This is a genomic window from Priestia sp. HNGD-A6 (genome assembly GCF_045784335.1).
Lineage (GTDB): Bacteria > Bacillota > Bacilli > Bacillales > Bacillaceae_H > Priestia > Priestia zanthoxyli.
Map to the genome: position 1 here is coordinate 4,359,364 of NZ_CP138621.1, position 19,954 is coordinate 4,379,317.

The window sequence follows — 19,954 nt, forward strand, 5'->3', positions numbered from 1 at the left end:
ATAAATACCCAGCCGGGTATTTATCATTAACCATTGAAGAGAACCATCTAATGAGTAAATGTGACTATCAGCATTGTTAAATATATAATTTTGAGGTGATTAAAATGAATGCGATTTCAAAAAGAGAGCAAAACACCAAAGGTCTTCCATCAGCTATGATTTGGGGCTATATCGCAACTCTAATTTTTATGGTAGGAGATGGTCTCGAACATGGTTGGCTTTCACCGTATCTTATTGAACATGGCTTAACCGTTCAACAATCTTCTACTCTCTTTGCAGCATACGGAGCTATATTAGCAATCGCCTCCTACTTTTCGGGTGTCCTTACAGAAGCATGGGGACCAAGAAAGGTTATGATAGCAGGCTTGGTTATCTGGTTAGTAGGTCAAATTCTTTTTATTGAATATGGTCTAAAACCGCATAATTATGCAGTTATGTTACCGACTTATGCTATTCGAGGATTTGGTTATCCTTTATTTTGCTATTCGTTTTTAGTTTGGGTTACGTATCGCAGTCCTGAACGTATTTTAGCTACGGCAATAGGGCTATTTTGGGCAGCATGGAGTGGCGGTCTTTATGTTTTTGGAAGTTATTTTCCAGCTTATATGATTCCGAAAATCGGATATATCGGATTAATGTGGAGTGCGGTCGTATGGGTGTTAATCGGTGGATTAATTGGAGTTGTTGTTGTAAAAGGCCAAGTACATGAACGTGAGGGTAACGGCAAGGAAAAATTGAAAAGTTTACTCAGTGGACTAACTATTTGTATTGAAAAGCCAAAAATCGCAATAGGCGGAGTTGTTCGTATAATAAACTCCACCGGCGTAGGTGCTCTTCCAATCTTTTTCCCTCTATACTTGTCCTCTGAATATGGATACAGTACAGAAGAATGGTTACAAGTATGGGGAACTATGTGGGTGGCCAATATCTCTTTTAACTTAGTCATTCCTTATATCAGTGACAAATGGTTAGGTTGGCGAAAGACAATTATGTGGATTGGCAGTGTCGGTTGCGGTGTAATGACTCTGGTTATGCTTTATACTCCTCAAATGTTCGGGCATAATTTCTGGGCATTAACTGTGGTAGGCATAATTTTTGGAATCGTTCTATGTGGTTATGTACCACTCTCTGCTCTAGTAAGTTCATTAGCACCCGAAAAGAAAGGCTCAGCTATGGCTATTGTAAGTTTTGGGGCTGGAATGTCTTACTTTATTGCACCTGCAATTGTAGGAACATTCATTGGTAGCATGGGTGTACACGGAGTCATGTGGATATTTGCTGGTTTGTATTTTGTTAGTGCTATTTTGATGATATTTATGAAATTACCAGGTGAAAAAAAACAAAACAAGAGCAGTTATTCACCTGAGAAACAAGTCGGTTGAAAGTAAGGACAATCAATATGGCAGACAGGCTTTTATACTGTTTTAACCAAGTACTTAAGTGAGTAGATGTCATATAGCAAATATAATAAAAAAGTCCATGAAATTCAAATAATTTTATGGATTTTTTTATTTTCCTAATGGACAAGTTAACAGGTGAATTCTTTAGAGATGTTAGCAATGCATGAGTTATTTTATACTCCCATTTAAAGAATCTCTGCCTAAAGTGTATGAATCAAACGAGATAATTGCAGAAATAAAGTATCCATTGTATTAAGGTTGTTCATATGCAAAATTAATAAATAACTCTTCTTTCTTAGCGCTGCTGCTCTAATTCTTAGTCAGCGATCTCCTCCACATTTAATAAAGCAATTACCTATTTGCTCTTGTAGAGTAAAGCTCAATTTTTTGACGTGTTTCTTCTATTGATGATAAAGAAAGAATAAATAAACTCTAAGATTGTAGCTAAAGATAGAATAGGCACAGTAACCTTAATTATAATATCAAGACTACTTGCTGTATCAACTGATAAAAGAAACAATCGAATTGTAACTACATACAAAATTATCGAAGTGACTAAAGAAACTATTGATACCTTTAACGCATTAAAAAAAATTCTCCATACAACTGACCGTTTTTGTTTCTTATTAACAGAAAATCAGTAGGATATTTAAGTTAATGTAGAGAGCAAATTGCGAATAATTGAAACAAATAGGCAGATTTAATCATTCTTCAAATGTTCCTATATTTTTTTGCCTCTTTTTGTTGATTAACAAGCACTATCTAAGATAAATCGTACTCATTATTAAAAATACGTCTTATAACAGACATTGTAAATCTAACCAATAATAAGGAAAAGGAGAGAGAATAAAAAGTAGTTCTCCAATTCCATCCATTTTTATATTTAATAAGGCGTGTATTTTTTTCTAACCATAGCTCAGCAATAGTCATAGGTATACTGAAATACAGAACTTTTAAAAGGCACTGAATGATGCGGGAATCCTTAGTTAGTTGATTATAAAAGACACAAGTAATTGGGAAAAGTATGTAATCAAACAACACGCTTGTTTTAACTTGTCTTGGAAATCGGGTGGGATATTGAACATAGCCTCTTTTTACAATCAGATTATCGACCAATGATGCATAGTAACTTTTTATAAAGAAAACAAGGAGCCATTCCTTTGCAAGTGGTTTTTTTATTAAATATATAAAAGAACTAATACCAAAGAGATAAAGGAATTTTATAAGGTTTATTTCAAATTTTCGACCCAATGTTTAGCACCTCCACAAAGATAGTTTATCTTTAATGCAGAAGGTTATACTAAGGAAATTCCATAATTAGATTAGTAAACAGTGAATAAGCAAGGTTCTATTTTGATATAAAATTGTTTCCTGGTTATGAACATTTTCACTTAAACTAACGGGTGGCAAATGCTTAATATGTACAATCGCTTTCTCACTTATTTGAAATAGGAACGGTCACCGTGACTCTAGACAAGCTGGCGAGAAGGTTTGCTCTTTAGTCTTCTTGACGGATTGGCTGATACCCGTGCTGGAGCTGGACATTCTATAAAATATAAAAGAATAATCATAGGGACAGCTCTACTTTTTCAAAGAGGAAAGGATCCGCCCCTGTGATTAAAAACTTATTTTCTTTTAAGAAGCCAGTCTTGAAAATCGGTGGCAATTATTCTTTTACCTGTGATTCCCTCTGCAGCAGCTGAGGCTAAAAAAACAATCGGCTCGGCCATAACCTTTGGATCTAATAGCTGGAATTTTGATTCAATCTCTTTTCGAACTTCGTCCGGAATCATCCCGGTAGTAGTGGCACCACCCGGTAAAAGCATATTCACCATAATTCCATATTCCTTTAAATCTTCGGCCATTATATATGAGAGTGATTCAGTAGCTGCCCTCGATGGTCCATAAGGTACAAAACCCTTTCTTTTCATAGTCTCATGGTTCATAGAAATATTAATCATTCGCCCATGACCTTGTTCCATCATTAAAGGAGCAAACCCTCGAGCTACTAAAAAATATCCTGTGAGATTGATGTCAATTAAATCTCGAAACCCCTCTGGTGTTACTTTGAAAAATGGCTGAGGCTCGACTAAAAAACGCGGGTTTACTGTCCTCATCCCAATTCCCGCATTATTGACGAGAACATCGAGTTTCCCCCATTCTCTTTTCACCCATTCGACCGCGTTATTGACGGATTGTTCTGATCGAACATCTAAAGGGATTCCAACAGCAGGATAACCCTCGCGCTTTAATTTCTCTACTGCTTGATCCAATTTAGTTCCACCTCTAGAAGCTAACGCCACCGTGGCGCCACCTTGAAGCAAAGCCTCGGCCATGGAAAATCCTAGGCCGCTTGAAGCACCTGTTACGAGTGCATGGATATTTCTTAACTCTTTTGTATTCATTGGCATTTTCCCTCCGAAATGTTATTAAACCACTGACTGATACAGTATTCTAGGTAATCATCACTTTATACGAAATTTCTTTAAAAAGCAAAGCTATGATAAAAGAGTAGGGGACTTAAATTGCTAAAGAGGCGGTTTAGCTTAAATACATTTCTTCATAAAGTTAAAAAAGAAAATTTTCCTAATTTCTTATTTATAACAGCTTACCGTTGATACGGGAACATTGAACTTCAGTAACTGCTAATTGAATTCTACTTCATCTGGAGACCTTTAAATTAAAATGTTTCCTTTCTTCTGAGAGACTTATTAAATTTCGAAAACAATCAATTCAATCATCTTTTCGTATAGAAAACCTTATTAAGAAACATGCATTAGAAAAAATATAGATCATATATATGAGATATCCCGTTTGAATGTTTGAGGAGGGTATTATGAAACCTATGTTACCTAGTGAAAAATATTTCGGTAATTTAGAACTAGTTTATGCATTTTATGGGGCTATGCCTACAGGTGTTACTGTTTCAGAAACCGGTCGTATTTTCATTTGCTTTCCGAAATGGGGAGACGATGTTAAATTTACAGTGGCGGAAATTGTTCAAGATAAATTGCAGTCTTATCCCAATTTACAAACCAATTTGGTTAACTCCGAAAATATCACAATGACTTTCATCAGTGTCCAAAGTGTAGTCGCTGATGGAAGGGGAACGCTTTGGATATTAGATACAGCAGCACCCAATTTTTCTGAACCTATTAAAGGGGGAGCGAAATTAGTCGCTGTTGATTTAGAAACCAATACAATAAGAAAAGTATATACCTTTACAGAAGATGTTGTTCTACCTACAACTTATCTGAATGATGTCCGTTTTGATTTTCGTGTTGGAAAAGCAGGTTATGCCTATATAACAGATTCTTCTTCAAAAGGACCAGGAGCTATTATTGTCGTAGATTTATCAAATGGAAACGCGTTTAGACGGTTAAATGGAGCAAAATCAACTTCACCCGATCCCTATTTTTTACCGAAGGTAGAAGGTGAAATTTTGATGAATAGAAACATAGATGGCTCAACTTCCCCATTTAGATTGGCTTCTGATGGAATAGCGATTTCTCCCGATGGCAAAGTTTTATTTTTTTGTCCACTAACCAGTCGTCATCTTTTCTCGATTCCAACAGAAGTTCTAAGGAACCGAACTATACCAGATAAAGATTTAATTTATCATGTGGAGTATTGGGGAGAAAAAGGTGCTTCTGATGGAATGATCACCGATGCAAAGGGAGCTGTTTATGCTGGAGATTACGAAAACAACAGTATTCGTAAGATATTTCCAAATGGCATAATGGAAACTATCGCACATGATCCGAGAATTTTGTGGCCGGATACTTTTTCAATCGGTCCGGATCAATATTTGTATGTCATTGTGAACCAATTACATCGGCAGCCTAGATTTCATTATGGAAAAGACTTTCGAGAGAAACCTTATAGTTTACTTCGTATCAAAATTGATGAATTTCCTGCTCCAACCTTTTCATCATAAAAATAGTCAATTAATTGTTTTCATTATATAGTGTAAAACAAACACGAGTAAGCAAGAAGTATTAGCTTTATTTACTTCTGCCAAATAACATCAAAATGGTTTAATAGAAACAGTTTATTTGGTTAGTGTTAAACTGTTCCAGGAAATGTTTTATAATATCGGTAAATTCAATGCAGTATTAATATTATTTAAATCCAAACGGATCTGTTCGTTTGGATCTCAAGCATGGTAATCCTTATAAGCTTATTTAATAACATGAATACTGCATACATATCTAGTTAACATAACACCTCTTTAGTTAATGAAGTTGTTCGACTGAAGAATGTAGAAGAAGAATGTTGAAGAAGAATGCAAAATCCTAAAAGAGAAAGTATTTATGAACCAGTTTACTAAAGCAGAACAAGAAGTCTTTGCTCTTGCTATTGATGGTCATTCTATTTCAGAAATACAAAACCTTCTCCATAAAGAAGAAAGCACTATAAAAAATCAAAGAAAAAGCATCTTAAAGAAATTAAATACGGAATCTATGACAGAGGCCGTTCAACAGTTTCAAAACCTACATCAAGAACCTTCACAGAAGATAATACGCATTTCATAACCATATAAGTGCCTTTAAGCCTGCTTTTCTTTTTAGTCTAATAATCCTTTTTCCTTAAACACTTTTCTCAGAGCTTCATTCACTAATTCGGATTTATAACTTTTTGGGACTCGATCAATAATACTTAACACATCATCATCAAAATAAAAACCTCGATAGACTCGTTTTGAACGGTCTTTTGGACTTTGCAGCAACAAATCAATTGCATCTACTGTGCTAGCTTTTGAAGAGCTAGTGCTCGTACTTTCACTTTCATCAACATAGCTTGTACTAGCTGCTACTTCGCTAGTAGCTAGCTTTTGTTCTGCTGGCATTTTACTGTTTTTAGAGATAAGGGTACTAAAATCAACATCTAAAGGCTCTGATTCTTCTCCAACATAGCGATAAATACTTTCCTTACTGTCCCATTCATAGCCTAATTTCTTAATCTTTGATTGAATGGTACGAGTACTTACATCATACTGATCAGCTAATTCTTTAATGGGTAATAACAAATAATTTTTAGGGGAGACTATTTATGACGCTGTGAAGCTTCTGTTTGGAAATCCTCATTACTTGTTGAGTTAACAACATGCTTCGTTAAAAAGCTACTGACCCCTGTTCAGTAGCTTTTACTTTTTAATTAAAATAAAACAGCTTATAGGCAGTGATAAAAAAGAAGTCTTCCATGGAGACTTCTTTTCAATATTTATTAATTCTTTATTTCCAGACTGATTTAAATGTTAGAATTAAATAAGATCCTCTATTTTTGCATTCTTTTTAAATTCTAAAATGGCTTCCACTGCCTTTTTGTATCCTCCAGAATTCCTCAAGGATTTTCCAATTTCCAAGCTCTTTTCTTTAAATGAAGCGTTTGATAGCACTTGTTCTGTTTTGTTTCGTAATGTAGTAGCGTCTAATTCTTGACGATTAAGTTGTAGACTAGCTCCTAATTCTTCAATCCGATTAGCTACTATTAGCTGATCCCCCACAACAGGCATAACCACAGGAGGAACACCAAAATAAAGTCCTTCACTCGTACTATTCATTCCACCATGAGTAATAAAAACATCGGCTTGTTCTAGTATTTCTAACTGAGGTACATAATTACGTATAATGAAATTGGATGGAATATCTTTAAATTGGCTAATGTCCGTATGTTTTCCTACTGATAATATAACTGTAGCTTGTATTTCTTGGAATGCTTCTAAACTATAAGCAGCCGTATGAAATATATTAAAAACTATATTCGTAAAAAAGAAGGGGACTGTTCTATGAAAGCTGTACAAGTAACAGGTTATGGAGACGTAAGTAAATTAAGCCTAGTAGAAATTCCTATACCTGAACCCAAAGAAAATGAAGTTCTTATAAAAGTGAAGGCCTGTGCTATTAACAATACAGAAATTTGGATGAGAGAGGGTGCTTACGGTACTGACTCAAAATCTGGATGGCGACCGGAAGGAGTCCAGTTTCCACGTACACCAGGATCTGATATAACGGGAAAAGTAGTAAAAGCAGGAAAGTTAGTAGACGAGTCTATAGTGGGAAAAGGTGTTGTGTTATTCCCTTTTATATCTAGTGGAGAAGAAGGGTACGAACATATTTCTGATGATATGTCTTTTATAGGTTCAGAATACGATGGTGGTTATGCTGAATATGTGGTCTGGCCTGCTGAACTTTGCTTTGACATGCCCCTATCAAGCTATTCAGAAAGTGCTGTTTTTTCGGTAAGTGGGTTAACTGCTTGGCACATGGTCAACCAAATTCAAGCTCAACCAGGTGAGACAGTTATAGTAACTGGAGCAAATGGTGGTGTGGGATCATTAAATGTACAGATTGCCTCTAAAGTCTTTGGTGCTAAAGTTATTGCAATCACGGGGGACTTAGAGAATCAAGAAAGAATTAAGGAATTGGGAGCGACGCACGTATTATCATATAAATCTGATACTCTTTCAGAAGACATTTTAGAACTGAACGGAGGTCCGGTCGATTCCGTTCTAGATGTTGTAGGAGATGCTTTGTTTTCCATATCTCTTCAAGTTTTAAAAAACGGAGGGAAATTTTGCATTTCAGGTTCTGCAGGTGGTCAGCATACAAACTTTGATTTTAGAACATTGTATCTAAAACATATTACAATGTATGGATCTGTGTTAAGAACGAGAGCAGAGTTTAAAGATATGCTTAAGGCCATTTCTGAGGGGGAAATTAAACCAGTTATCGATAAAATTTTCCCTTTAGACAAAGCAAAAGAAGCCCAAGTTTATTTTAAAAATAAAGGGAAGTTAGGGAAGATTTTATTACTTCCCGAAGAATAACCTTGTATCACAAAGGGTTCTTTCAACGAGCATGAAAGAACCCTTTTAACATTATTTTTGGTTTTTGTTTGCTTGAGCGTTTTGACGTTTAACGTGTTGTACGTCAGTCTCGCTAGCAAATTCCGTACCGTATTTGCCAGAAGATGCTTGAGCATTCTTTTGCTTCACGTGTTGTACATCTGTTCCTGAAGCTGTCTTGTTAGAGTATTTGTTTTCCATTACTATCACCTCCACAAGAATTAATATATCCAAGTGGAGAGACAGTATCCTTAGAAGTACCTGGTAAGAAAAAATTGAAAATTCCAGGAAGTATTGGGTATATCACTATGAGGCAACATGTACAAGAAAACATCGTCAATAGTTTGTTCAAATTTTTACCGATTATATATTATAATTCTTAGACAGCATGCTCTTAAGATAATTCGTTGTGTAATTTTAGAATAGATGTACACCTTAAAATAGAGAGGTGTATAAAATCATGAAAAAGAATAGACTATTTTTAATACTGTTAGTTATCACTTGTTGGTCCAGCTTTTCATTTATGAAAGGCAAAGATTTTAAACGTTTTCTTCCAGCGTCCATTGCTATTTGTATGGTAACTAAATACCTTAATTCTTATGCTAAAAGAAAGAATTTTTGGTCTTTTAAACAAAGTATACATCCGAAAATTCCTGGTGAAGATGTGTGGACATGGGGGCCCTTTTTTACTGTATCCATGTGGGTGCTTAAATCCACATACCGTAAATTGCCTCTGTATATAGCTGTAAACTTTATGATTCATACTACATTTACATTTGTAGTTGTACCTAAATTAAAAAAGGGCAGCATCTTTAAGCTTAAGAAAATTAATCCTTTTCAGTACGTAACCATTTTGACTGTTAGACAACTCCTGTTATATGGTTTTCAACATATGAGTGAGTTTATAATGTCGAAGAAACTAGAGGTAAAGCCGGATAATGGGGAGCATTAATAGGAGCATTCCTTTATTAGGTAAGTGATAAAAATATCTAAGCATCTTCATCAGTACACAGGGCACGAGCCGTTTGGATAAAGGCATCCGTTTCTTTTGATGTACCTTTCCTAGCACTGCTATATTAATTTCTCTGAACGTGTTCGGCTTTAACTCTCGAGAAACTACTTGTTCTGGCAGTAACAAGTAGTTTTTTTCGTTGTAATCGTAATTCCTAATCCTTCTTGTACCATACTTAAGGCTGTGTCATATGTAGTTCTTCACCGCCTTTTGTAAAACTTCCGGTTTTCGATATCTGAACAATAAGTTGAATTTGTGATTTTGTCATATCAATTTTGTTATATTCCATATAATTAATATGCATTTTATTTATGTTGGAACCTAATGTACCATAAAAGAGAATTAAACTTCAAGAAATCAACCGGAGGTAATTAGTATGGTCAATCGTCATAAATTGTTTCTATTTGCACTTATACTAGCTGCATTTAACCTTAGACCGGGTCTAACTTCAGTTAGCCCAGTCTTGCATGGAATAACGAAGGATTTAGGTATGAGTTCAACTTTAGCTAGTTTGCTCACTTCCATTCCTTTGGTATGTTTTGGTTTTTGTTCGTTATTTGCTGGTCGTTTAGCAAATCGCTATCAACCAGAGAAGATGATTACTTTTGCTATAACTTGCATAGGTATTGCAACGTTTCTAAGGGCCTTTACAAATTCCTCAATTTACCTGTTAATAACGGCTTTATTAATTGGTGCAGGAATTGGTGTTGTAAGCCCTTTGCTTTCTGGTTTCATTAAAAGTCATTTTCCAGACAAGGCAGCATCGATGATAGGCATATACTCTACTTCAATGGTAGTAGGTGCATCTATTTCTATTGGGCTAACGACACCACTTCAACACTGGTTCAATCATTCATGGAAAAATGGATTAGCATTTTGGAGTATTCTTGCGCTACTCGCTATTCCACTTTGGCTTGTGGTGATAAAACAATCTCGTATTCCTGCGAGTAATTTTTCACAAAAGACGAAGGTTTCTTTACCGTTAAAAAATAAAAAAGCCTGGCTATTAACTTCTTTTGTAGGGATTGTAACTCTGTTGTTTTATTGTTTTTCAGCATGGCTACCAGCCATTGTAGAGGAAAAAGGGTGGACACCAGCATTTGGTGGTCTTGTAGGGACAATCGCTATGATTGCACAGCTACCAGCTACTTTTTTATTACCTAATCTTTTAAAAGTGCTACCGAGCAGAAGGTTTTGGATTACAGCCTTTACCTTAAGTATAATAATTGGTTTATCCCTTTTATGTTTTACAAACGTAACACCTATTGTTTCAAGTATATGTTTAGGAGTTGGTGCCGGTGGTCTTGTGTCGCTAACTTTGTTGTTACCATTAGATATGGCATCTTCCCCTATGGAAGCAAGTACTTGGTCAGCAATGACTCAAGCAATCGGATATATGATCGGTGCAGTCGGCCCGTTCATAATTGGATTTCTTCATGATTATCTAGGAAGTTTTGTTCCGACGTTATATCTTCTTATAATTATAGGGTTCATTGCCATCTTATTAGGATGGAAAATCACAAAATCAGCTAGGGGTAAAGCAGAGGGTCTACCTGTGAAATAAAAACTACGAAGTAAATCGTGGTTTTTATTTTAACTTTTGAAAAAGCGGATATAACAACTTTTAAAGTATAGAGTGATATTACTGGGTGCAAGAGGGGGGTCCCATGAATACATTTGGTCAGATAAATAGTAGCGATTATATAGAATCACGTGTGGGTATCGCCTACTAATAAAGACTTATCTGACTCAATTCTTAATACATATTTTTCTATCTTTCTGAGGTGAAGTTATGGATTTACATGATTTAACAAGCCATCTTATTCATCGTACAGATGTAAGAGCAATGAACTATTTCAAGAAAAAGCTCAAACCTTATGGCATGACTCCAGTACGATGGAGCATCATTAGTGTTCTAGACTCTCAAAAAGGGATAACCCAAACAGAACTAGCAGAAGCAATTGATAAGAAACAAACAACTATTGTAGACATGATTTATGCGATGGAGGAAAAAGGACTCATAAAAAGAATGTACAGTGAACGAGATCGTCGCTTACACTATCTGTTTCTTACAGAAAAGGGGGAAGAGTTAAAGAAAACTCTTTTACCTTTAGTTAAAGACGCTCACCTCTTCGTCACGCGTCAGTTAAGTGATGAAGAAAATACTCAACTAAAGACATTGTTAAACAAGGTATATAACGGTATACAATAAGCGGTTTTACTGAATATTCCTTTCTCTAATCAGGATCCTATAAGGATTCTTCCATCATCCTTTTGTTTGATTAACAACGATTAAAAAGAGTAGAAATAAAAAAGACAGCCACTTTTTGAATCAACCGGCTGTCTTTTTTATATGCACTAAATAGCAACACATGTTTCTTTAAGTGCTATTTAAGCATCTTCTTGAGCAAAAAGAGTGAGAGCTGTTTGAATAAAGGCATCTGTTGCTTTGGAGGTATCTTTCATATCTAGCACTGCTATATTGATATCTCTAAACGTATCTGGTTTTAACTCACGAAAAACGACTTGGTCTGGCAACCACCAAATATTTTGTTTCGTTGTAATGGTAATTCCTAACCCTTCTTGTATCATACTTAATCCTGTCTCTATATAATCCATTTCAAATCGTACTTTAGGAGTCAAGTTATACTCGTTGAATAAAGCATGAATCTGTACCTCATAACCGCATTTTCCAATTAGTATATCTTCACCTTGTAGGTCAGGAATACTTATTGTTTCTTTCTGAGATAAAGGATTGCTTGAGTGCATAAGTACAATCAGTTGATCTTTCATTAAAGGTACGGTATCAAAATCTTTATCAGGAGGAATAATAATTCCTACATCAATGCATTTGGAACGTAACCACTCTTTGACTTGATCTACACTACCTTCCGAAAGTTTGATTTCTATACCAGGATACTGACTTTCCATTGTACGTATGATCTTAGGAATAAACCTAGTACAAGCAGTTCGGTAAGCGCCAATGTGTACCTTCCCAATTTCTAACCCCTGTTCAGCCACAATTAATTCATCTACTTTTTGTAATTCACTCAGGATTGTTCTAAAAGTAAGTAATACGCGCTCTCCTACATCTGTAAAAGATAATCCATTCTTCTTATCTCTCTTGATTAACTTCGTTCCTAGTTGCGATTCAATTGTTGCTACAGCACGACTTACTGCAGGTTGTGTCATATGTAGTTCTTCACCGGCTTTTGTAAAACTTCCTGTTTCTGATATTCGGACAATAAGTTCAATTTGTGATTTGTTCATATCAATTTTGTTATCTCCTGTATAATTAATATGCATTTCATTTGTATTAGAATCCAATGTATCATGAAAGAGAATTGAACTTCAAGAAATTAACCGAAGATAATTAGGATTAGCGATTGTAATAAATTATTTTCATTTGTGCTTATAGTACTGTTTTGAGGATTTTATTTTTAAAGTGCATTTGGCTTTAGCAGATGAGATCTCAATAGTGTATTTGCTACTGTAATGTTAGCTTGTACTCATATGATGTATCTAATTGATTTAGGAAAGCGGGGTGCTAACAATGGAGAATAACTCGAAGTTACAGCAAGCGATAAAAATATATAAAGCACTCGGTGAACCAACACGATTAAAAATTGCTCGTTTGCTTGCTAATGAAGCAAATTTATGTTGTTCGGATATTGGGACAAAACTTGAATCAATTGCTGGATCAACTCTATCCCATCACTTAAAACAATTAACTGATTGCGGACTTCTGAGTACGTACAAAGAAGGCACATATATATATTACAGCCTAGACCGTGAGTTAATTGGAAAGTATGCTCCATATGTGATGGAGTAATTTCTCTTATTTCTATATTTCTATACTTAAGGAAATATAGAAATAAGAGGTATGATTTTTCTTGTCTGGATTATGGCTAAAGTGCTTAATAGGTATCCTCATCTAAATTCTGAGTATATCCATTACTGGTACTTTAGATAAAAAGGCTAAAGCAAATCACTTATCGTTATCATAAGCGCGTTAAATTCATGGTGTGTCACCTTTATAAAACATTTTTTAAGAAACTGTAAAGGTCACTTTGTCTACGCGCAAAGATCAGCTCTTTACAGTTAACTTTTCAAACACTCGGTTAATTTACGAACTTAAATCTGTATTTCTAGAAATATCGAAATATAAAAACAAAAGGTGTGATTTATTTTGTCAAATATATGGAAAATTTATTTATTAGCTGCCATTAGTTTTCTTAATGGTACATCAGAATATGTTATTGCTGGAATCTTAGACAGAATTGCTGAGGCCAATAACATTTCAGTTTCATCTGCAGGACAGCTAATTACCGTGTTCTCAATAGCTTTTGGTGCAGGGACACCTTTTCTAATTGCTATGACTGCTCGACTGGAACGAAAAAAGCTTCTCGTCTATGCTTTAACCGTTTTCTCTGTCATCAATATTCTTATTGCGATTATAACAGGTTATGAAATGCTAATGGCAGCTAGAATCATCTCTGCGCTTAGTGCCGGCGTTATTCAAGTTACGCTTCTAACCCTTGCTGCAGTTTTAGCAGCTCGAGGAAAGCAGGGAGGTGCGATTGCTACAGTTGTTACGGGGCAAAGTACTGCTTTGGTTGTAGGTGTACCTATAGGAAGAGTTGTGGCTTCGCATTATGATTGGAATGTAATATTCATTGGGCTTGGTTTAGTAGGATTACTTTTCGCCGCCTTAGCGTCGTTTACTATACCAAAAACAGTTGCTGAAGAACCTGTACCTTTGCGTGAGCAGTTTAAATTTCTTATGAAACCACGTATCTCAGCATACTTGCTCATCACGTTTCTATGGTTAGGTTCATATTCCATTGTATTTACGTACATTTCACCGTATTTCTTAAATACATTCGGAATGAGCAATCAAGGGGTAACTACAGCTCTCTTTATATTTGGTATTGCTAGCGCTATTGGATCCAAATTAGGAGGTTTTAGTACAGATAAGTGGGGATCATTTCGTACATTAACTGGAGGAATATTACTCCATGCTATTGCACTACTGCTATTCCCGTTTATCGGTCAATTTGCTTTTCTTTTCTATGTATTGCTTATTTTCTGGGCTCTTTCAGCTTGGTCTTCCGGCGCGCCAATACAATTTCAGCTTATAAGCCTTGCTCCTGCTGCAGCAAGCATTGTGCTTAGTTTACACAGTGCTTTTGGACAACTTGGAATGGCAGCTGGAGCTGGTATCGGCGGTGTTGCTGTCAAAAATGGCTTGTTGAATTATATTCCTTGGATTGGGGCTTTTGCTCTTGCCGTTTCTGTCGTAGTAATCGTTGCCGACAACGTTCTATCTAAACGAAAACAGACTAAACAAACTCAGAGCAATCTTTGTGTAGAGAAATAAAAGTCTCATATCTAAAGTAGCAAAAGGCCACTTGTTTTATACAAGTGGCTTTTTACGTTGGCTATTTTTTTGTTTTGAATCACTATACAAAGCGAACATTGATTAAACCGCTTAACCTCATTTTGTTCCTTCATAAACCATCCATTGAAATGGATACAATTAAAGAAAACTCTGTACACCTTAATGGAAGCCTTACATACAAATAAACCAGTATACCTTAGATATTATGTATAACAAAAACGAGATGCAAACGATTATGCATCCCGTCATGTGAAGAAGGAAAAATCAGCTTTTAATGCAGCATATGATCTTTAAGGAACACCTCATTTACGTAATTCCATTGCCTAATGAAACAGTCACTTGAAAAAGTATATTCTCTTTAACAAACACCTCATTTAAGCATTGAGCTAAAAAAATATACAATGTGAACGAAATCGTTCTTGGTCTGGGACAAACACCTCATTTGTATAGTGATAAATGAATATTATTGTCTACCCATTATATATATTCTTACTACGTTCATGACTACCATCCCCTTATGAATCAAACATACATCGATTTACAATAAGGTTTTCTGAAATATGCCTGCTGTAGACACCTCATCCCAAATGTAAGAAGCTTTGTAATGATTAGTTGTAATCAATAACTTGTTTTCCTTCTTCCCTAAATAGAATATCCCAACAGCCTCTTTATAATTCAGTAAAGTTAACAGGTGTTTTTTGGATTACATATATCCTTTATTTATAAGAAAGGTTAAATAGTGAATTATCATGAATAGCTATAATAAATGGAGATATATACATATTCAATACGCTCGAGCATTTATAAGCTATGCTACATATGCCTACCATAAGTCTTGGTAGGGGAAAGATGAATAGGTAGAACTTTTTGAAGGGGATATTTTTCTTGTTTGCTATCAATCCTACTATGTGTTACACTACAGATAACTTATTTTTGTTCGGTATATTGAGAAAAGAAAAAACCCTAAGTAGAAGTTTTTATCTTGAAATAGTATGTTTGGGCAAGATTAGTAATACATTTGTGGAGTATTCCACAGCAGGAGGCAACATTATGACACAAGGTACAGTAAAATGGTTTAATGCAGACAAAGGTTTCGGTTTCATCGAAGTTGAAGGCGGAGAAGATGTATTCGTTCATTTCAGTGCTATTCAAGGTGAAGGTTTCAAATCATTAGAAGAAGGTCAAAAAGTTACTTTTGATATCGAGCAAGGTCAACGCGGAGCACAAGCTGCTAACGTTCACAAAGCATAATCAAAAGTGATAAAAAAAAGACTCCTATGAAGGGGTCTTTTTTTTATGGTCTCATAATTAGCATACTATTGGTTCAATAGAAAAACCCAGGCTTTAAAAAAACCTGGGTTTTAGACAAGACGATCGATACAAGGTTAATTAGTTATAACATACAATAGAAATAGAAAGCAAAGATGAACCAAGCTTTTTTTATGGATAGATAGTGTTTAATCTTTTAGAAAGCATAGGTTTATATTATTTTTTATGCGGATTACGGGGGATTTTATCAATAAGCCGTTTTTTAGCTTCCATCTGACTTTTACACAAAGGACATTTCTGATGACTGTCGTAAGAGAAGTCTTTTCTCATCCAGCCTTTACACTCTTCTACTGTACATTCCCAAATTTCTGTTTCCTCTTGAATCGGAGGTTCTTGATTTCTTTTACTATAATGCATATTAATCACTGCTCCTCTCTTTAGAAGTATGCCTTATAAAGAGGGCATAAATACTTTATACTTTTACGTTTTCTTATGGGGAATTTTATTGTTTAAAAGTTAGACATGCAGTCCAGTATCTAATCTGAGAGTCTCTATTTTTTACTGTATTTCCTTCTACACTTTCCACATTCATTTTGCAGTGCAGATAAATAACAAAAACATATAACAAAGGGAGAAGAGGCAGGGGAAGTTCCCTGCTTCTTTTTTTTATACTGTGAGTTAAAAATATTCCAATCGTAATATAATGCTGTTAAGAGTGGGAACGAATGTGAGTAATTTAGCACAGGAAGACAGAGAAAAAGAAAAAAAATGATACTTATTGTTTTGACATTTGTGCTCATTATTGTAGCTAAAAAAGGCAGCCAAATAGAAGGCTGCCTTTTAAACAAAATTGAACAACTAGAATTACGTCTTATCATCACATATGATGAATTTCATTTGAAATATATCATATTCTGTAGTCCTTCAGTTTTTTAATTCCTCTCTTATAGATAACTTTAAAGACTCACATTGTAAAATCTACTTACTTAATTTTGTTTATTACTAACAAGAGTGACATGCGGAGTTTTACCTTTTGATTTCCTAGATGAAAGATAAACGCCAGCAAAGATAATAAGTAGTCCAACGATTACGTTTGGAGTAATCGTCTCTCCTAGTAGCAAATAACCCCATACCATGGCCGAGGCAGGGATCAGATAAGTAACCGTCGCTGCTAATTCAGGGCCACCATTTTTATTGATATAAAAATAGATTAACTGACCCAATCCTGAGCCAAAACAGCCGAGACCCACAATTGCCAGAAGCGGAAGTGGATGAATCAACAAATCTGATTTGAATGGTTCAGTAAACAACATTCCAATTAAACCGATGATAGCACCTATTAGTAAGGTGAAGGTTGTTATAGTTAATACGCTCACGCCAGACAAAAACCGCTTTGTTAACTGCCCAGCAAGCCCATAGCAGATACAAGCAACAAGCATTGTTCCAATTCCGACAAATCCTTTCCCGAAAATTTGACCAAATTGAAAATCCATAAGGACGAGTATCCCGAAAAACCCGATAAGAATACCGATCCACTGACGTCCGGTAAGTCGATAAGAAAAAAGAATAAATCCGATAAGACCTGTCCAGATTGGAGTAGTCGCATTTAGAATAGAGGCAGTTGTACTGTTTATCTCAGTTTCGCTTAAGGAAATTAATCCCCAAGCCAAACCACAGTTAAATATACCAACAACAATCAATGCCTTCCAGGGGAGTTTCTCCTTAACGTTTCTACGCTTCCACCAAAGAAACGGAAGCAAGATGATGGCACCTGCTAAACAACGAAAAAATACAATTCCCCATATTCCAGCTGAGGGAAGCAGCCACTTCATAAATACAAAAGATAAACCCCATATGAAACTAAGCCCAATTAAGGCTCCATACAATCGAAACATAATACACCTCCTTACTTCACTTATTATGGCAAATTTTGTTGATTATTTCATTCTGAAATTTCGCTTTTAGAAGATTTTCTTATGTTTTTTTCGTTATCTCGATATCTTTCTCTAGGTATATAAAATGTTTCTTTTTTTATAAAATAATAAATTTGACGTTATTCATAGGAATAATTCGGGAAAAGTTTAGAGTTTTTATTGAAAAGGGAACGTTTGTTCTTTTATAATATAGAGAACGAATGTTCTTTTTGATAGATTTTTTGGATTGATTATGAGCAGCTACCAAACAGAGTCATTATATGTATCGACATTAAGGTATTCCATGCTTTCTTTTTTTCTATTAAACGCAAACGTTGAAGAAGAGGAGAAGATGAGCTTGTTGGAGGATATTGTAATCAGCGTAAAAGAAGCCCATGCGCTTGCCAAAACGATTAATTAAATTTGGCTTTCCCTTTAAGAACACCCAACTATACCATCATCTTAAAAGGAAAAGGTAACCAATATATAAAATTAGTTTTCTAAGGAGAATAACATTGAACTCTACACTCAATAATTCAGAAGATATAAAAAGGGAAGAAGGACAAAAGCAGCTGCTTGAAAAAAGTCTTCAAGCTCATAGAAATAAAAAATGGATAATCAACTTTACTTGTACTATATCTTTTCTTTTAGCAGTATTATGTTTTTGCTTTCAAGTGCCAGAGGCTATAATTATTGCTATTATCTTACTGTTCATATGTGTAACTTTCCAAACCGCACATAAAATGTTAGATAGAAAAATAGAGCTGCGCTTGAAACGTATAAAGCAGGATCATAGAAAGACCATATTCAAGATAAAATAAATCCTAACTTCCTGCTTGAAGTGTTTATAATTTTAATAACTATCAAGTCAATTGAAGAAGGGCATTTCCTACATTTGAAGAATAGTAACACCATTAAATGAATTGAAGGTTGACTATACCATTGCGAGAGCGACAGGTTAAAAAATTGAAGAGGAGTGTTCCTTGATGACAAATAGTAAAATGAATCCTAAGGTTGATGAATTTTTAACTAAAGCTAAAAAGTGGAAAGAAGAATATGAGACGTTGAGAAAGATTGTTCTTGACTGTGAGTTGACCGAAGATTTTAAGTGGATGAATCCTTGTTATACATTTGAGAAAAAAAACATTGTTTTAATACATGGTTTTAAAGAATACTGTGCGCTGCTGTTTCCTAAAGGTTCTCTGTTACAAGATTCTCATGGTATTCTAATTCAACAAACGGAGAATGTACAAGGGGCACGACAAATTCGGTTTACCAATGTGCAAGAAATAGTTGAAAAGGAGGCTATGTTGAAAGCTTATATTTATGAGGCCATTGAGGTGGAAAAAGCCGGATTAAAAGTCAAAGCTAAAAAGCCTGAAGAACTCATTATTCCTGAAGAGCTACAGCATAAATTTGATGAAATACCTGCTCTAAAAGATGCTTTTACTACATTGACTCCAGGACGGCAAAGAGCATATATTCTTCATTTTTCTGCGGCAAAACAATCTAAGACTCGAGCATCAAGAGTTGAAAAATGCATTCCAAACATTCTTAATGGAAAAGGATTAAATGATTAGTACATTTTATTTAAAACATGGCGAATATAAATTGTTAATGTATTTGAGTTAAAAATGAAATAGGGCTAAGTGAACTGACTGATGTTCGCTTTGTGTAAAAGTAGAGTAGATTAAAAAAATTTATTTGAGGAGAAGATGCTATGGAAGTTTTTGCAGAATATTTAGCGCGTATAGATAGCCCTGACCACCGTGACCGAACAGAGGAGGTTTTGGCTTGGGTTGCTAATACTTTCCCGAATTTGGAACCACAAATTAAATGGAATACTCCAATGTTTACTGATCATGGAACATTTATCATCGGTTTTTCCTCAGCAAAACATCATTTGAGCGTTTCACCTGAAGAAACAGGCATTGCGCACTTTAATCATGACATCGCTCAGGCTGGATATAGCGCTACCAAAGGTCTGTTTCGAATTCTATGGACTGAGCGGGTAAACTATGAATTACTAAAAAAAATAATCGAGTTTAATATTTTAGATAAGGAAGACTGTTCAACTTTTTGGCGGAAATAAAAAGCAGATTATGAACGGAG

General features: G+C 35.1%; 22 protein-coding genes. 14 read left to right on the forward strand and 8 right to left on the reverse strand.

What is annotated here, in order from left to right:
- Positions 1–104 precede the first annotated feature (104 nt).
- The gene (locus SCI76_RS22355; protein ID WP_407544369.1) at positions 105–1,382 is read left to right on the forward strand and encodes an MFS transporter; all 1,278 of its coding nucleotides are present in this window, start codon (positions 105–107) and stop codon (positions 1,380–1,382) included.
- A 780-nt stretch (positions 1,383–2,162) separates the two neighbouring features.
- On the opposite strand, the gene SCI76_RS22360 is transcribed toward SCI76_RS22355, so the two are convergent.
- Positions 2,163–2,651: a CBO0543 family protein gene (locus SCI76_RS22360; protein WP_255219759.1), complete on the reverse strand. Its 489-nt coding sequence runs from the start codon at positions 2,649–2,651 to the stop codon at positions 2,163–2,165.
- 374 nt (positions 2,652–3,025) lie between these two features.
- Positions 3,026–3,805 (reverse strand): SDR family NAD(P)-dependent oxidoreductase, encoded by a 780-nt coding sequence (locus tag SCI76_RS22365; RefSeq protein ID WP_407544371.1) that lies wholly within the window; start codon positions 3,803–3,805, stop codon positions 3,026–3,028.
- A gap of 431 nt (positions 3,806–4,236) precedes the next feature.
- On the opposite strand from SCI76_RS22365, the gene SCI76_RS22370 reads away from it, so the two are divergent.
- Positions 4,237–5,337 carry an L-dopachrome tautomerase-related protein gene (locus tag SCI76_RS22370; RefSeq protein ID WP_221832280.1) on the forward strand — a complete coding sequence of 367 codons (1,101 nt, stop codon included), beginning with the start codon at positions 4,237–4,239 and terminating at the stop codon, positions 5,335–5,337.
- A 376-nt stretch (positions 5,338–5,713) separates the two neighbouring features.
- A complete protein-coding gene (locus SCI76_RS22375) occupies positions 5,714–5,935 on the forward strand; it encodes a response regulator transcription factor (RefSeq protein WP_407544374.1) in 222 nt (73 codons plus the stop codon).
- 32 nt (positions 5,936–5,967) lie between these two features.
- Here SCI76_RS22375 and SCI76_RS22380 read toward each other — a convergent pair whose 3' ends face one another.
- Positions 5,968–6,429 (reverse strand): hypothetical protein, encoded by a 462-nt coding sequence (locus SCI76_RS22380; protein ID WP_407544376.1) that lies wholly within the window; start codon positions 6,427–6,429, stop codon positions 5,968–5,970.
- A gap of 234 nt (positions 6,430–6,663) precedes the next feature.
- A complete protein-coding gene (locus tag SCI76_RS22385) occupies positions 6,664–7,203 on the reverse strand; it encodes a nucleotide disphospho-sugar-binding domain-containing protein (protein ID WP_260505721.1) in 540 nt (179 codons plus the stop codon).
- Here SCI76_RS22385 and SCI76_RS22390 point away from each other — a divergent pair.
- A complete protein-coding gene (locus SCI76_RS22390; RefSeq protein ID WP_221832282.1) occupies positions 7,189–8,229 on the forward strand; it encodes a zinc-binding dehydrogenase in 1,041 nt (346 codons plus the stop codon). The genes SCI76_RS22385 and SCI76_RS22390 overlap by 15 nt on opposite strands.
- A 51-nt stretch (positions 8,230–8,280) precedes the next feature.
- Here the strand turns inward: SCI76_RS22390 and SCI76_RS22395 are convergent, their stop codons facing one another.
- Positions 8,281–8,448: a gamma-type small acid-soluble spore protein gene (locus SCI76_RS22395; RefSeq protein ID WP_033580113.1), complete on the reverse strand. Its 168-nt coding sequence runs from the start codon at positions 8,446–8,448 to the stop codon at positions 8,281–8,283.
- 259 nt (positions 8,449–8,707) lie between these two features.
- Here SCI76_RS22395 and SCI76_RS22400 point away from each other — a divergent pair, with 259 nt between their 5' ends.
- From SCI76_RS22400 to SCI76_RS22410, 3 genes are all read left to right on the forward strand, one after another.
- Positions 8,708–9,199 (forward strand): hypothetical protein, encoded by a 492-nt coding sequence (locus SCI76_RS22400; protein ID WP_154973988.1) that lies wholly within the window; start codon positions 8,708–8,710, stop codon positions 9,197–9,199.
- A 436-nt stretch (positions 9,200–9,635) separates the two neighbouring features.
- Positions 9,636–10,823 carry a CynX/NimT family MFS transporter gene (locus tag SCI76_RS22405; protein WP_168761115.1) on the forward strand — a complete coding sequence of 396 codons (1,188 nt, stop codon included), beginning with the start codon at positions 9,636–9,638 and terminating at the stop codon, positions 10,821–10,823.
- A 228-nt stretch (positions 10,824–11,051) separates the two neighbouring features.
- Positions 11,052–11,471 (forward strand): MarR family winged helix-turn-helix transcriptional regulator, encoded by a 420-nt coding sequence (locus SCI76_RS22410; RefSeq protein ID WP_168761114.1) that lies wholly within the window; start codon positions 11,052–11,054, stop codon positions 11,469–11,471.
- A gap of 179 nt (positions 11,472–11,650) precedes the next feature.
- On the opposite strand, the gene SCI76_RS22415 is transcribed toward SCI76_RS22410, so the two are convergent.
- A complete protein-coding gene (locus tag SCI76_RS22415) occupies positions 11,651–12,529 on the reverse strand; it encodes a LysR family transcriptional regulator (RefSeq protein ID WP_168761113.1) in 879 nt (292 codons plus the stop codon).
- A 283-nt stretch (positions 12,530–12,812) separates the two neighbouring features.
- Between SCI76_RS22415 and SCI76_RS22420 the strand changes: the two genes are divergently transcribed.
- The 3 genes from SCI76_RS22420 to SCI76_RS22430 all read left to right on the forward strand — a co-directional run bounded on the left by SCI76_RS22420 (position 12,813) and on the right by SCI76_RS22430 (position 15,911).
- A complete protein-coding gene (locus SCI76_RS22420) occupies positions 12,813–13,091 on the forward strand; it encodes a helix-turn-helix transcriptional regulator (protein ID WP_034267237.1) in 279 nt (92 codons plus the stop codon).
- Positions 13,092–13,448: 357 nt separating this feature from the next.
- Entirely contained in the window at positions 13,449–14,639 is a 1,191-nt protein-coding gene (locus tag SCI76_RS22425) for an MFS transporter (protein ID WP_407544380.1), read from the forward strand.
- A gap of 1,071 nt (positions 14,640–15,710) precedes the next feature.
- Positions 15,711–15,911: a cold-shock protein gene (locus SCI76_RS22430; RefSeq protein WP_033580115.1), complete on the forward strand. Its 201-nt coding sequence runs from the start codon at positions 15,711–15,713 to the stop codon at positions 15,909–15,911.
- 234 nt (positions 15,912–16,145) lie between these two features.
- Here the strand turns inward: SCI76_RS22430 and SCI76_RS22435 are convergent, their stop codons facing one another.
- Together SCI76_RS22435 and SCI76_RS22440 are read right to left on the reverse strand one after the other, a co-directional pair.
- Positions 16,146–16,346: a cold-inducible protein YdjO-related protein gene (locus tag SCI76_RS22435; protein WP_033580116.1), complete on the reverse strand. Its 201-nt coding sequence runs from the start codon at positions 16,344–16,346 to the stop codon at positions 16,146–16,148.
- Positions 16,347–16,915: 569 nt separating this feature from the next.
- Positions 16,916–17,824: a DMT family transporter gene (locus tag SCI76_RS22440; protein WP_407544383.1), complete on the reverse strand. Its 909-nt coding sequence runs from the start codon at positions 17,822–17,824 to the stop codon at positions 16,916–16,918.
- Positions 17,825–18,095: 271 nt separating this feature from the next.
- On the opposite strand from SCI76_RS22440, the gene SCI76_RS22445 reads away from it, so the two are divergent.
- The 4 genes from SCI76_RS22445 to SCI76_RS22460 all read left to right on the forward strand — a co-directional run bounded on the left by SCI76_RS22445 (position 18,096) and on the right by SCI76_RS22460 (position 19,934).
- Positions 18,096–18,263 (forward strand): hypothetical protein, encoded by a 168-nt coding sequence (locus SCI76_RS22445; RefSeq protein WP_407544385.1) that lies wholly within the window; start codon positions 18,096–18,098, stop codon positions 18,261–18,263.
- A 94-nt stretch (positions 18,264–18,357) separates the two neighbouring features.
- Positions 18,358–18,663, forward strand: coding sequence for a hypothetical protein (locus SCI76_RS22450; RefSeq protein ID WP_034267166.1), 306 nt, complete (start codon positions 18,358–18,360; stop codon positions 18,661–18,663).
- A 165-nt stretch (positions 18,664–18,828) separates the two neighbouring features.
- Positions 18,829–19,422, forward strand: coding sequence for a YdeI family protein (locus SCI76_RS22455; RefSeq protein ID WP_047750227.1), 594 nt, complete (start codon positions 18,829–18,831; stop codon positions 19,420–19,422).
- A 140-nt stretch (positions 19,423–19,562) separates the two neighbouring features.
- Entirely contained in the window at positions 19,563–19,934 is a 372-nt protein-coding gene (locus tag SCI76_RS22460; RefSeq protein WP_407544388.1) for an iron chaperone, read from the forward strand.
- Positions 19,935–19,954: the final 20 nt, after the last annotated feature.